This window comes from Rhizobacter sp. P2_G4 (genome assembly GCF_056403575.1).
On record NZ_JBFUFG010000004.1, the window covers coordinates 13589 to 27668 of the forward strand.

Consider the following 14080-nt stretch of genomic DNA (forward strand, 5'->3'; position numbering starts at 1 on the left):
TGACTAGGGCTTGGTCCAGGTCTGCGCTGCCGGGTCGAATTCCCAGGCTTGCGCTTGCTCCAGCGTTTCGGGCCAGGGCTTCATGGCCACTTCTTCCTTGCGCAGCAGCCACACATCCTTGACGAGGCCAGACTGATCGACGGTGTAGTTGACGACACCCTTGGCGCCGACCAACGCACCCGACATCACCAGCAGGTTGTTCTCGCCGCGAATGCGAGAGCCCGGCGATAGCTGAGTGGACTTGCCGTTGAGCAGGACCAGCGGCGGCGCGCCGAAGGTGATCGTGCCTCGCAAGGCGTTTTGCGGGAAGTTGCGCTGGACCTGGGCGGCCGCGGGCAAGGCGAAACTGATGGCTGCAGCGGCAGCAATAAGACAGCGGTACATGGTGTAGATCCAGTGGCTGTTGATGGAGCTGGGCACAAACAACAACGGCTCCAAGTCAAAGACCGGGAGCCGCAGGTAAAACATGTTCTGGTGGCGCTTCAGGGATTCGAACCCCGGACCTGCGGATTATGATTCCGTCGCTCTAACCGGCTGAGCTAAAGCGCCTGAGCCGCGCATTATAGCCATCACTTTCAGGGCACTCGCTTCGCCTCTCTTGCACGGTCGCATTCAACTGCATGTTCAGCTTCTTCAAGAAAAAGCCTGTGGCGCCGCCGGACGCTGTCACAGCGCCCGTCACACCGCCGCCGCCAGAGCCATCTCCACCCGAGCCGCCTCCGGCGGAGCGCAACTCGTGGCTCAACAAGCTGCGTGGTGGTTTGCGCAAGACGAGCTCGGGTATCGCGCGCGTTTTCACCGGCACCCAGATCGACGATGCGTTGTACGAAGATCTGGAAGCGGCATTGTTGATGGCCGATACCGGCGTGAAGGCCACCGAATTTTTGTTGACCGACCTGAAGCGCCGTGTGAAAGACGCTCGTGTCACCGATCCATCTGCAGTGAAGGGCTTGCTGGCCGAGGCTGTCGCCGAGTTGCTCAAGCCCCTGGAAAAAGCGCTGCGTGTCGGCGAGCACAAGCCGATGGTGATGATGGTCGTGGGCGTAAACGGTGCTGGCAAGACCACCAGCATCGGCAAGCTCACACGGCACTTGGCCGACGGCGGGCAGAAGGTGCTGCTCGCAGCGGCTGACACCTTCCGCGCTGCCGCGCGCGAACAACTCGCCGTGTGGGCCGAGCGCGCCGACCTGCCGGGCGGCTCGCTGCGCCAGCGGGTCGAGATCGTCAGTCAGGAAAGCGGCGACCCGGCGGCGGTGAGCTTCGACGCGGTCGTTGCCGGGCAGTCACGTGGTTGCGACGTGGTGATTGCCGACACAGCAGGTCGCCTCACCACGCAAACGCACCTGATGGACGAGTTGAAGAAAATCAAGCGAGTGATCGGCAAGGCGCAGGCTGGCGCGCCGCACGAGGTGCTGCTGGTCGTGGACGGCAACACTGGCCAAAACGCGTTGTCCCAGGTCAAGGCTTTCGACGACGCTCTGCGACTCACCGGCTTGGTAGTGACCAAGCTCGATGGCACGGCCAAGGGCGGTGTGCTCGCAGCGATTGCTCGAGAGCGGCCCATTCCGGTTTACTTCATCGGGGTGGGCGAAAAGCTCGAAGATCTGCAGACCTTCGACGCCCGAGAATTTGCGCAGGCTTTGCTGAGCTGAGGCCGCGCCGCGGTTCCGTCGACGATCAGCGAATCGACGGACCCGATCCACGTGGCGGCATCGGCGCCAGTGGAGCCGGTGCACTGTCCAGTTCGTCGAACCAGGTCGAGGAAGGCGGATCGCGCTGCTCCAGGCCGTCGTCCTCGACCATCGCCGCGGCTACCGGTTCTCGCACCGGGATGACGGCACCCACCGGCGGACGAGCCGCTGGCGTACCCATGGCGGCTGCCGGAGCCGTTGCCGCGCTCAAGGGCATGTCGGCCGGCACTTTGAGGATGGCATTGCGAGCGCCGAGAGCGTTGGGCAGAGCGTCTTCTCGCCACACATGCAGCGGAATTTCGGCGGCCTTGAGCACGCGGTCCATGCGCGCGTGGCGTTGCTTGGCGCGATCGTTTTCTTGTGCTTCCGGGGCGCGGATGTCAACCACTGCGATGACCTGAGAGACGCTGTCGCACACCACGAGGTCGGCACACATCACGCCGACGCGTCGCAGCCACTCCGAATAGGAATGGCGAGTCGGCACCTTGAGGAATCGCGCCAGCGGTACCTGCGCCAAGATGATGTGGTCGGGCAACCCGCCACGTAATGCGGCATAAGCCTTGCGCTCCGACGCAGTCATGATGCGGGTGGCTTGCGGGTGCCAGGACATCAAGGTGTCCAGCCCGTCGGCCGCCTTGGCCTTGCCGCGGCGGGAAGGCTCTTGTCGGGGAGCGCGCTGCTTCATCCAGGCCCAAACGAGGCCCACCACCAGCGCCAGACCACCGACGATCAGCAGCAATTGCATGTCCATTGACTACCTATATTCTGCAAATGCAGACCATATCCGCCCCGGGTGGAGCGGTCAACCGGAAACCCACCAACAGTTTGCGCATCAGCGCATGCCGCCGGGGCCGCCCAGGCCTTTCATTCCACCCATACCGCCCATGCGCTTCATCATCTTCATGAGGCCGCCGCCCTTCATCTTTTTCATCATGCCTTGCATCTGCTCGAACTGGTTGAGCAGGCGGTTGACCTCCTGCACCTGAACGCCCGCGCCGGCAGCGATGCGGCGCTTGCGCGTGGCCTTCAACAGCTCCGGCTTGCGACGCTCCAGCGGCGTCATCGAGTTGATGATGCCTTCCATGCGCCGAACGTCGCGCTCGGCACGGTCCATGTCGGCTTGCCCGAGGTTGGCCGCCTTGCCGGTCATTTGAGTCGGCAACTTGTCCATCAGGCCGGCCAAGCCGCCCATATTCTTCATCTGGCTGATCTGGGAGAGGAAGTCGTTGAGGTCGAAGCCGTCGCCCGACTTCAGTTTGTCGGCGAGCTTCTGTGCCGCAACAACGTCGACGCCTTTCTGCACCTCTTCGACCAGGGCGACGATGTCACCCATGCCGAGTACACGACCCGCATGGCGTTGCGCGTCGAAGACTTCCAGCCCGTCGATCTTTTCGCTGACGCCTGCGAACTTGATCGGTGCGCCGGTAACCTGCCGTACCGACAGGGCAGCCCCACCCCGTGAGTCGCCGTCGGTCTTGGTCAGGACGATGCCGGTCAGAGGCAAGGCCTCCTTGAACGCCTTGGCGGTGTTGATGGCGTCCTGGCCTTGCATCGCGTCGACGACGAAGAGCGTCTCCACAGGCTTCAATGCCGCATGCAACTCGGCGATCTCCTTCATCAGGGCTTCGTCGATCGCAAGCCGGCCGGCAGTGTCGACCAGCAGCACGTCGAAGTAGTGCTTGCGGGCGTAGTCGAGTGCGGCGTTGGCGATGTCCACCGGTTTGTCGGTCGCGCTGGATGGGAACCATTCCGCGCCAGCCTGTTTGGTGACCGTCTTCAGCTGCTCGATGGCGGCCGGGCGGTACACATCGGCTGAGACGGTCAGCACCTTCTTCTTGCGCTTCTCGATCAGGTGCTTCGCCAGCTTGGCCGTGGTGGTCGTCTTGCCGGCGCCTTGCAGGCCCGCCATCAGGATCACCACCGGCGGCTGTGCCACGAGGTTGATGTCGGCGACCCCTTCGCCCATGGTTGCGGCGAGTTCGCGGTTGACGATGCCCACCAGCGCCTGTCCCGGCGACAGCGAGCCCACGACCTCGGCGCCAAGCGCCTTCTCCTTCACGCGGGCGACGAAATCGCGCACCACGGGCAAGGCCACGTCGGCCTCGAGCAAGGCCATGCGCACTTCGCGCAGCATGTCTTGCACGTTGCTTTCGGTGATGCGGGCCTGGCCGCGCATCGTCTTGACGAGGCGGCTCAGTCGATCGGTGAGGGCAGAAGCCATTCGGGGAGGGCGGTGCACGAGAAATCGAGCACGCGAAAGTACACTGTGGCGATGATTTTATCGTCGGGCTCATCCGAGGCATTCAACGCCTCTGCCATGCTTGCGCTGTGGGTACCGAGTGCACTGGCCTTGCTGGCCTATGCCGCTGCGGTGCTGTTGCGCGAAGAGTCGTCCGGTGCATGGCCACGACGCGCGCTGTTCGTCGGTTGGCTGGCGCACGCGGTGGCGATCGTGGTCGATATGGCTGGCGTGGGCAGTCCGCTGCCCGGTGCGCGCTTCGGCTTCGCACCGGCTTTGTCGGCTACCTTGTGGTTGGTGCTGGCGGTGTACGCGGTCGAGAGCCGGTGGCTGCCCTTGCCTGGTGTGCGCCGGACGCTGGCGGGTCTTGGCATGGTGGCGGTGGCGCTGGCAGTGGCATTCCCGGGTGAGTTCAGGCCACAGGTCGTGTCGAACTGGGCCCCGCTTCATTGGGCGCTGGGCATCGCGTCGTATGGATTGTTTGGTGCAGCGGTGCTGCATGCCGCGATGCTCGACAACGCCGAGCGGCAGTTGAGGCTCAAATCGCAGGGCGGTACCGGTATGCCGCTGCTGCGCCTGGAGCGCCTGACATTCGAGTTCGTCGTCGCGGGCTTTGCCTTGCTGTCGGCCACGTTGGTGTTGGGTTGGTGGTTCTCGAGCCCGTGGCGCTGGGACTACAAGACAGTCTTCTCGGTGTTGGCATGGCTGGTGTTTGCCGGTCTGCTCGTCGGCCGGCAGACACTCGGTTGGCGCGGGCGCCGGGCTTCTCGGGGCGTGTACGCCGGGGCGTTGCTGCTGCTGTTGGCCTATGTGGGCTCGCGCTTTGTGCTCGAGGTGATCTTGCAGCGCCCGCCGTCCTGAGGTTGATGCGATGAAGTTCCTGGTCTTGCTGGTAGTGATCGTCGGTGTGTTGTGGTTGATGCGCAGCCTGCGTAAGCCGACGCTGCCGCCCACGCCAAAACCGCAGCAGCCTCCACCACTTCAGAACGAAGAGATGGTGGCGTGCGCTCAGTGTGGCGTGCACCTGCCTCGCACCGAAGCCCTGCCCGGACGTGGTGGAGTCTTCTGCGGCGAGGCTCATCGCACCGCGTTCGAGGCAGGGCGGAACGAGGGATGAGCAGCATCTCGCGCGGCAATGATCGGCGCGGTGGCGACCGACGCCGTGCGACTGCGCCGCGACCACGACCGCCGGATGAATCCTGGTTCGGTGCGTTGGGTGTCGACGGCGACACCCAGCTTCGCGAGGACCCCCACGCAGGCGAGGATGAATCCCGCTATGACGGCAGCTGGGCCGCACCCGGTGCCAACGAAACGGATTCGCGCTTCCTGACGCGCCAGGCGCGCCGCATCGTCGGGTCGGGGCAGACGGCCTTCCAGCGCATCTACAGCGCGTTCATCGCGGCACGGGCTGCGCTTGGCGTGGCGCTGATCGCCACCGTGGCCATCGCCGGTCTGTTCGGCGTGCGCCCCCCTCTAGCGGTTGTCGTGATCAGCGTCGCCTACGCGACCTTGGCGCTGGCGATGTGGACCTTGCCACGCCTTCGGCGCGAGGCAGCACCGAACGTGATGGCGCGCATGCAGAGTCCTCAATGGCTCGCAACCATCGGGGTCGACATCGTCTGCTTCACTGCGTTGCACGTGCTGTCTCCTGCAGCAAGCCTGAATTACGTGGCGCTGCTGGTACTGCCCGTGTTGATGGCGGGAGTGTTGACGCCTCGGCTGATCGCACTTGCTACGGCAGCCATCGTGACGCTGGGCCTGTTGGTCATCGCGGCATTGAGCGTCTGGGGCGGTGGCGACATCACCTTGCTGATGACGCAGGCGGCATTGGCCGGCAGCGGCTTTTTCGTCATTACCCTACTGGCGGGAGAGCTCGCCGGCCGCCTGGCGCGCGAAGAGTTAACGGCCAAGGGCAGCCTCGAGTTGGCGCGCCAGCAGGCCCAACTCAACCGGCTGGTGATTGAAGAGATGCAAGAGGGCGTGCTGGTGGTCGACCGCCGCGGTCGCGTGCGTGCTGCCAACCCGGCTGCGCGCGCGTTGCTGGCACCCGATGGCATGTGCCGCGAGGCGCCTTTTCAACTTCGCGGCGTCGAAGCGTGGGGCGCCCTGGTCAAATCTGTGGAGCGGGCGTTCGCCGAGGCGGCGTGGCCCGAGGCCGGGCGCGACGTGCTGCTCGATTTCGAGGGAGCACTCTCCCGGACCCTGCGCGTTCGCATGCGCTTCACCCGCCGCCGTGAGCCCAACGCGAGCGAGGAGTTGTGCGTACTGTTCATCGAAGACGTGCGCAGCATGCAGGCACGTACGCGGCAGGAGAAGTTGGCCGCCATGGGGCGCGTATCGGCCGGCATCGCGCACGAGATCCGCAACCCGTTGGCTGCCATCTCGCAGGCCAACGCCTTGATGGCCGAAGACGCCACCACGCCTTCCCAACGCCAGCTCACGCGCATGGTCACCGACAACGTCGAACGCCTCAAGCGCATCGTCGACGACGTGATGGAGGTGGCGCCAAGCGATGTGCAGGCGATGGGCGCCATCGACGCCAGCGCCTTGGTGGCCGCCGTCTGCGTGGAATGGGCGCGCACCGTCGGTGTGACTCTGGGCGAGCAGAGCGTGCTGCGGGTGGAACTGCCCGACGAGCCGGTTGGTGTGGTGTTCGACGGCGAGCATCTGCGGCGGGTCTTGATCAATCTGCTCGACAACGCTTACCGGCATGCCAGCAAGGTTGCCGCTGCGGTTCGATTGCGTCTGGCAGTAAGAGATGAAACCCACGCCGTGCTCAGCGTGGCGAGCGACGGCGCTCCCATCCCACCCGACGTGGAGCGTTACCTGTTCGAGCCCTTCTTCTCCACACGCAGCCGAGGCACCGGGCTCGGCCTGTATATTTGCCGAGAGTTGTGCGAGCGCTATGGTGCACGCATCGACTATCGGCTGAGAAGCGCGGCCGAACCCAACCGCAATGAGTTTTCCGTCGCGATGCGCCGCCAGATCTTGCCGGCGAACGCGGCCGGTGAAGCCCGACTCCATCTGACCTCATGAGACATCCTGTGCCAATCTGTTCTGCGCGGACCGAGTGCCGGGCTGACCCCAAGCCAGCCGAGGGGCGGTCATGACTTCACCTTCGCACTTCAGCCTGTTGGTCGTCGACGACGAGCCCGACTTGCGCACGCTCTACGAGTTGACTCTGCTGCGCGAGGGGTATGACGTTGAAACGGCAGGCACCGTCGAAGACGCTCTGCTGCACCTGAAGGACCGCACCTACAGCGCCGTCATCACCGACATGCGCTTGCCCGACGGGACGGGCCTCGACCTGTTGCGCCGGCTCGAAGAAACCGGTCGCCGCGAGAAAGCCATCGTGATCACTGCGTACGGCTCTGCCGAGAACGCCGTCGAGGCGCTCAAGGCTGGTGCCTACGACTACCTGACCAAGCCTGTCGACCTGAAGCAGTTCCGTGCGGTCGTCGCCTCGGCGCTCGGGCGCAGCGCGTCGACCGTGCCGACCATCGTGCCGTCGAGCCTGCCTTCCGAGAACGGTACGCAGCCTCGGCCCGTCGTGCCGCCTGCTGCGGTCGTTGTGTCGCCAGTGGCGGCCGTCAGCCAGGCCATGAGTCGCATGGCTGGTCAATCGGCCGCCATGCAGCAGGTGCGAGCCCTCGTTGACAAGGTGGCTCGCAGCATGGCGCCGGTGCTGGTGCATGGCGAGTCGGGCACAGGCAAGGAATTGGTGGCGCGATCGATCCACGAAGTGAGCCCGCGCGGCACGCAGCCTTTTATTGCGGTGAACTGCAGCGCGATCCCGGAGCATCTGCTCGAGGCCGAGTTCTTCGGCTACCGCAAAGGTGCGTTCACCGGCGCGGCCGATGACCGCGAAGGCTTCTTCCAGGCGGCCAACGGCGGCACCTTGTTCCTCGACGAAATCGGCGACCTGCCGCTGGCCATGCAGAGCAAGTTGCTGCGCGCCATCCAGGAGCGCTCGGTGCGGCCGGTGGGCGCTGTCAGCGAGCAGTCTGTGAACGTTCGCATCCTGAGCGCCACGCACAAGGATCTTGGTGCCGAAGTGCAGGGCGGGCGGTTCCGCCAAGACTTGTACTACCGCCTCAACGTCATCCAGATTCGCGTGCCGCCGCTGCGCGAGCGGCTTGAAGACCTGCCCGCGATCTGCGATCGAGTCCTCGACCGCATCTCGCGAGATGCGGGCGTGTCGCCCGCGCCGCGTATGACCCGCGATGCTTTGGTGCACCTCACGCGCTACGGCTTCCCTGGCAACGTGCGCGAACTCGAGAATTTGCTCCACCGAGCCGTGGCGTTTGCTGGAGGCGAGTGGATCGACGTCTCTGACCTCGGCGCGCTGGATCTGGCCTTGGGCAGTGGTGACGTGCCGTCGATGATCAGTGCACCTGTCATTGCACCCGCGCCATTGCCCCCTGCACCGGCGCAACCCGCCGCACCGGCACCGTTGCCAACCGACCTGGCCGCCTACCTCGACGAGGTCGAACGCGACGTACTCGAACGCGCGCTCGAGCGTTATCGATACAACCGCACGGCCGCGGGCGCCAGCCTCGGCTTGTCACTGCGGCAAATGCGGTACCGCATGGCGCGCCTGGGTGTGCACGTCGGCGGCGACCCCGACCCCGTCGAGATCGATCGCGGCGATGACGCTTGAATTGAGCGCGTCGATTGCACATGACGCAGTCGCCAACTTCAACTGACGCGGGTTGGATACCGGAAGCTCGGCGGGTTCCTTCGCCCAACTTCGGGCCCCGGCCTGGAGGCACTGAAGTCAGCCTGGCAGTCATCCATTCCATCAGCCTGCCGCCGGGTAAATATGGTGGAGACGAGATCGAGCGCCTGTTCACCAACCGGCTCGACTGGGACGCTCACCCGTACTACCAGCAGATCCGCGGCGCCACGGTGTCGTCCCACTTCCTCATTCGGCGCGATGGCGAGTTGCTGCAGTTCGTCTCATGCGAAGACCGCGCGTGGCATGCGGGGCGCTCGTCGTGGCAGGGCCGCGAGAACTGCAACGACTACTCCATCGGCATCGAGCTCGAAGGCCTGGAGGGTGAGCTCTTCGAAGCGGAGCAATACGCTGTGCTGGCTGCACTTCTGCAGGCCTTAGCGCAGCGCTACCCATTGCAAGCCGTGGTCGGGCACGAGCACGTGTCACCTGGCCGCAAGATCGATCCCGGGCCTGGATTCGACTGGCCGCAATTGAAGACTCTGCTCGGCTGACCTGGTCGGTATTTTCCCGAGGATGTTCAGCGAGCGGGCTGACGCGAGTCGCGACGTCGCAAGCGGCGACCCATGATTCATGCGCTCTGCCGGCCGATATGCGCCTGAATGCCGCATCCAGTGGCGCATGCATTTGACCAACGGCGCTATCACTCGCGCTCGGGGCGTTCTCCGTCGTATTCTTCTCTTGCCTCTCCTGCCGGCAAACCGTGGAGACGCTATTGGTAGTGCTTGATGACCCCCGAGCCCCCAGATATAGTGTCCCTTCGTGTTATCCTTCTGTTTCAGAAACACCCTTCCATGCCTCAGATCAGCGCCCCGTTTTCTGGGTTGCCCGCGCAAGGCGGCGTTCTTCTGCAGAGCAAGAGATGCAAGGCGCCACGACTGGCGCAACACCGTTCTCACTTGATGTTCACCCGCTCCTGGCTCGCCAGGGTCGGCTGCGGCTTTTGCGGCTGAGTTCGCAAAACGCCGTTCAATGAACGCGTGAGATTGATATCCACCGAACCGACATGACGACAGGGAACACCATGCAGCAAACCGTCTCCTCTCCCACCGCCAACCCGCTCGCCGCTCCACGTTCCGGCGCGGCGCCGACCGGCACTGCCGCGTCCGCCTACCAGGGCTACCAGATCATTCGCCGCAACGGTGCGGTGGTGTCCTTCGAGCCCAACAAGATTGCCGTGGCCTTGATGAAGGCATTCCTGGCCGTGCATGGCACCCAGGGCGCTGCATCGGCCAGCGTACGTGAGACGGTGGACGGATTGACCGAGTCGGTCGTGCGCGCCTTGCTGCGTTCGCGCCCGGGCGGCGGCACCTTTCACATTGAAGACGTGCAAGACCACGTCGAACTCGGCCTGATGCGTGGTGGCCATCATGAAGTGGCACGGGCCTATGTGCTGTACCGCGAGCGCCGCTCGCAAGAGCGCGCCAAGCAAGGCGTGCCGGCGGTGGTGGCCGAGCCTTTGCTGATGGTGACCGACCGTGGCCAGCGTGTGCCGCTCGACATGGGCCGCCTGCAGACGCTCGTCGAGTCGGCCTGTGCCGACCTGGGTGCCGATGTGAAGCCCGAACCCATCCTGGCCGAAACCAAGCGCAACCTGTACGACGGCGTGCCCATCGACGAAGTGCACAAGGCCGCCATCCTGGCGGCGCGCACGCTGATCGAGAAGGACCCTGGCTACACGCGCGCCACTGCCCGCCTGCTGCTGCACACCATCCGCAAGGAAATCGTCGGCGAAGAGCTGCTGCACGCCGAGATGCACACCCGCTATGCCGAGTACTTCCCGACCTTCATCAAGAAGGGCGTGCAGGCCGAACTGCTGGACGAAAAGCTGATGCAGTTCGACCTGGCCAAGCTGGGCGCCGCGCTCAATGCCGACCGCGACCTGCAGTTCGACTACCTCGGCCTGCAGACCCTGTACGACCGCTACTTCCTGCACATCGACGAAGTGCGCATCGAGATGCCACAGGCCTTCTACATGCGCGTGGCCATGGGCCTGGCGCTGAACGAGATCGACCGCGAAGCCCGCGCCATCGAGTTCTATGAAGTGCTGTCGACCTTCGACTTCATGAGCTCGACGCCCACGCTGTTCAACGCCGGCACGCGCCGCTCGCAGCTGTCCAGCTGCTACCTGACTACCGTGGCCGACGATCTCGACGGCATCTACGAAGCGCTGAAGGAGAACGCGCTGCTGTCCAAGTTCGCGGGCGGCCTGGGCAACGACTGGACCAACGTGCGAGCGCTCGGCTCGCACATCAAGGGCACCAACGGCAAGAGCCAGGGCGTCGTTCCCTTCCTCAAGGTCGTCAACGACACTGCTGTTGCCGTCAACCAGGGCGGCAAGCGCAAGGGCGCAGTTTGTGCCTACCTGGAAAGCTGGCACCTCGACCTCGAGGAGTTCCTGGAGCTGCGCAAGAACACCGGCGACGATCGCCGTCGCACCCACGACATGAACACGGCGAACTGGATTCCCGACCTGTTCATGCGCCGTGTGATGGAAGGCGGCAACTGGACGCTGTTCTCGCCCAGCACCTGCCCCGACCTGCACGACAAGTTCGGCAAGGCTTTCGAAGAGGCCTACACCGGCTATGAAGCCAAGGCGGCGAGCGGCGAGATCAAGCTCTTCAAGACCATGCGTGCTTCGGACCTGTGGCGCAAGATGCTCTCGATGCTGTTCGAGACCGGCCATCCCTGGATCACCTTCAAGGATGCCTGCAATGTTCGCTCGCCGCAGCAACACGTCGGTGTCGTGCACTCGAGCAACCTGTGCACCGAGATCACGCTCAACACCAACGAGAACGAGATCGCCGTCTGCAATCTCGGCTCGGTGAACCTGGTCCACCACCTGACGGACGGCGCGGATGGCGCCAAGGTAATCGACCACGCCAAGCTGAAGAAGACGGTCGCCACGGCGATGCGCATGCTCGACAACGTAATCGACATCAACTACTACGCTGTTAAGAAGGCGCGTGACTCCAACCTGCGCCATCGCCCGGTCGGCCTGGGCATCATGGGCTTCCAGGACGCGCTGTATGAACTGCGCACGCCCTACGCCTCCGATGCCGCCGTGTCGTTCGCCGACCAGTCGATGGAAGCTGTTTGCTACTACGCCTACTGGGCCTCGACCGAGCTCGCCAAGGAACGTGGCCGCTACTCCAGCTATCGCGGTTCGCTGTGGGACCGCGGCATCCTGCCGATCGACTCACTCGAGTTGCTGGCCGAGCAGCGCGGCGGCTACGTCGAAGTGGACCGCAGCACCACGCTGGACTGGGGCCTGCTGCGCGGCCGCATCAGCGAGCACGGCATGCGCAATTCCAATTGCGTGGCGATCGCACCGACCGCGACCATCTCCAACATCATCGGCGTCAGCGCATCGATCGAACCATCGTTCGGCAACCTGTCGGTCAAGTCCAACCTGTCGGGCGAGTTCACGATCGTGAACGAGTACTTGGTTCGTGACTTGAAGAAGCTCGGTCTGTGGGACGACGTGATGGTCATGGACCTCAAGCACTTCGACGGTTCGCTGCGCCGCATCGACCGCGTGCCTGAAGACCTGAAGGACTTGTACGCCACCGCATTCGAAGTCGAAACGCAGTGGCTCGTCGAAGCTGCGGCACGCCGCCAGAAGTGGATCGACCAAGCGCAGTCGCTCAACATCTACATGGCTGGCGCATCGGGCAAAAAGCTCGACGAGACCTACAAGCTCGCCTGGTTGCGTGGCCTCAAGACCACCTACTACTTGCGCACGATCAGCGCATCGCAGACTGAAAAATCGACGGTGAAAGCGGGTCAGATGAACTCGGTGTCGAGCGGAAGTTCAGCACCGGTGATGGCTGCTGTTGCAGCGGTTGCGCCGACTGGTTTGGCAGTCGATGCAGAGCCTGCGACCGACATCAAGTTCTGCGCAATCGATGACCCGACATGCGAAGCGTGTCAGTGATGAGCGTCGCTCTCTCGACGTGAATCAAGTTGCTGTGCAGCATTGATTTTCGATGCGACACAGCAACAGCGAAGCGGCCGCAAAGTCAATAAGTGCTTGGTGTTTAGACACAACACTCTCATAATTCAGACGCACAGGAAATCCACTTATGTTGGTTTGGGAAGAAGACCTTAAACCCTCGTCATCTCACAAAACGAGCCCCGCGCAGAGCATGCCCTCTCAAGCGCGCGAAGTCGCTCCGACTCCTGTCTTCGAAGCTGCAGTTGCACATGCTGCCGAATCCGTTGCAGTGGCAGTCGGCACACACCGCGTTAGAGCTGCCGACAAGCGAATCATCAACGGCAAGACCGACGTCAATCAGCTGGTGCCGTTCAAGTACAAGTGGGCTTGGGAAAAATACCTCGCCACTTGCGCCAACCACTGGATGCCGCAAGAAGTGAACATGTCGCGCGACATCGCGACATGGAAAGACCCGAACGGTTTGACCGAAGACGAGCGCCGCATCATCAAGCGCAACCTCGGCTTCTTCGTCACTGCCGATTCGCTGGCCGCCAACAACATCGTGCTGGGGACCTACCGCCACATCACGGCGCCCGAATGCCGCCAGTTCTTGTTGCGCCAAGCGTTCGAAGAGGCGATCCACACGCACGCTTATCAGTACATCGTTGAGTCGCTGGGTCTCGATGAGAGCGAGATCTTCAACGCGTACAACGAAGTCAAGTCGATCCGCGACAAGGACGAATTCCTGATCCCGTTCATCAACGCGATCATGGATCCCAACTTCGTCACCGGCACGCCGGAGAACGATCGCACGCTGCTCAAGTCGCTGATCGTTTTTGCGTGCCTGATGGAAGGCCTGTTCTTCTACGTCGGCTTCACACAGATTCTTGCGCTGGGTCGCCAGAACAAGATGACCGGTGCCGCCGAGCAGTACCAATACATCCTCCGCGACGAGTCGATGCACTGCAACTTTGGCATCGACCTCATCAACCAGATCAAGCTTGAGAACCCGCACTTGTGGACGGCCGACTTCAAGGCCGAAATCAAGGCGTTGTTCATGAAAGCGGTCGAACTGGAATATCGCTACGCTGAAGACACCATGCCTCGCGGCGTGTTGGGCCTCAACGCATCGATGTTCAAAGGCTATCTGCGCTACATCGCCAACCGGCGTGCAACGCAGATTGGTTTGGAAGAGCTCTTCCCGAACGAAGAAAATCCGTTCCCGTGGATGAGCGAAATGATTGACCTGAAGAAAGAGCGCAATTTCTTCGAGACGCGTGTCATCGAGTACCAATCCGGTGGCGCGCTCTCGTGGGATTGACGTATTTGCAAAACAGCAAATCAGGTCGTATGTGGCAGATCAAGATTCGCGGGTCGCTTGAATTCACCGACACAGAAGCGGTGATCAGCGTCTCGCAACCGTATTCATCGCACCGGAGCGCCCCTCCTGGGCAGACTTTCGGGTGGTGAATTGCCGC

11 protein-coding genes and 1 tRNA gene are annotated in these 14080 nt (G+C 63.3%); 8 read left to right on the forward strand and 4 right to left on the reverse strand.

Annotated elements, in window-relative coordinates; genetic code table 11:
- Positions 1 to 3 precede the first annotated feature (3 nt).
- Complete coding sequence (locus AC1DYS_RS16135) at positions 4 to 420, reverse strand: hypothetical protein (protein WP_477901902.1); 417 nt, start codon at positions 418 to 420, stop codon at positions 4 to 6.
- Positions 421 to 472: 52 nt separating this feature from the next.
- Positions 473 to 549 (reverse strand) — tRNA-Met (locus AC1DYS_RS16140).
- Between the two features lie 71 nt (positions 550 to 620).
- Between AC1DYS_RS16140 and ftsY the strand changes: the two genes are divergently transcribed.
- Positions 621 to 1652, forward strand: coding sequence for a signal recognition particle-docking protein FtsY (gene ftsY / locus AC1DYS_RS16145; RefSeq protein ID WP_477900887.1), 1032 nt, complete (start codon positions 621 to 623; stop codon positions 1650 to 1652).
- A gap of 25 nt (positions 1653 to 1677) precedes the next feature.
- Here the strand turns inward: ftsY and AC1DYS_RS16150 are convergent, their stop codons facing one another.
- Positions 1678 to 2442, reverse strand: a complete 765-nt coding sequence (locus AC1DYS_RS16150; RefSeq protein WP_477900889.1) for a DUF2726 domain-containing protein — start codon at positions 2440 to 2442, stop codon at positions 1678 to 1680.
- An 81-nt stretch (positions 2443 to 2523) separates the two neighbouring features.
- On the reverse strand, positions 2524 to 3912 hold the full coding sequence (gene ffh / locus AC1DYS_RS16155; RefSeq protein ID WP_477900891.1) for a signal recognition particle protein: 1389 nt from the start codon (positions 3910 to 3912) through the stop codon (positions 2524 to 2526).
- Between the two features lie 96 nt (positions 3913 to 4008).
- Between ffh and AC1DYS_RS16160 the strand changes: the two genes are divergently transcribed.
- From AC1DYS_RS16160 to AC1DYS_RS16190, 7 genes are all read left to right on the forward strand, one after another.
- Positions 4009 to 4791 (forward strand): cytochrome C assembly family protein, encoded by a 783-nt coding sequence (locus tag AC1DYS_RS16160; protein WP_477900893.1) that lies wholly within the window; start codon positions 4009 to 4011, stop codon positions 4789 to 4791.
- A 10-nt stretch (positions 4792 to 4801) separates the two neighbouring features.
- Entirely contained in the window at positions 4802 to 5047 is a 246-nt protein-coding gene (locus AC1DYS_RS16165; RefSeq protein ID WP_477900895.1) for a PP0621 family protein, read from the forward strand.
- Positions 5044 to 6966, forward strand: coding sequence for an ATP-binding protein (locus AC1DYS_RS16170; RefSeq protein ID WP_477900897.1), 1923 nt, complete (start codon positions 5044 to 5046; stop codon positions 6964 to 6966). Before AC1DYS_RS16165 ends, AC1DYS_RS16170 begins: the two co-directional genes overlap by 4 nt.
- Positions 6967 to 7036: 70 nt before the next feature.
- The gene (locus AC1DYS_RS16175; RefSeq protein WP_477900899.1) at positions 7037 to 8590 is read left to right on the forward strand and encodes a sigma-54-dependent transcriptional regulator; all 1554 of its coding nucleotides are present in this window, start codon (positions 7037 to 7039) and stop codon (positions 8588 to 8590) included.
- 20 nt (positions 8591 to 8610) lie between these two features.
- Positions 8611 to 9159, forward strand: a complete 549-nt coding sequence (gene ampD, locus AC1DYS_RS16180) for a 1,6-anhydro-N-acetylmuramyl-L-alanine amidase AmpD (protein ID WP_477900901.1) — start codon at positions 8611 to 8613, stop codon at positions 9157 to 9159.
- 530 nt (positions 9160 to 9689) lie between these two features.
- Positions 9690 to 12602 carry a ribonucleoside-diphosphate reductase subunit alpha gene (locus AC1DYS_RS16185; protein WP_477901904.1) on the forward strand — a complete coding sequence of 971 codons (2913 nt, stop codon included), beginning with the start codon at positions 9690 to 9692 and terminating at the stop codon, positions 12600 to 12602.
- A gap of 148 nt (positions 12603 to 12750) precedes the next feature.
- Positions 12751 to 13923, forward strand: coding sequence for a ribonucleotide-diphosphate reductase subunit beta (locus AC1DYS_RS16190; protein WP_047493543.1), 1173 nt, complete (start codon positions 12751 to 12753; stop codon positions 13921 to 13923).
- The last annotated feature ends 157 nt before the right edge of the window (positions 13924 to 14080 follow it).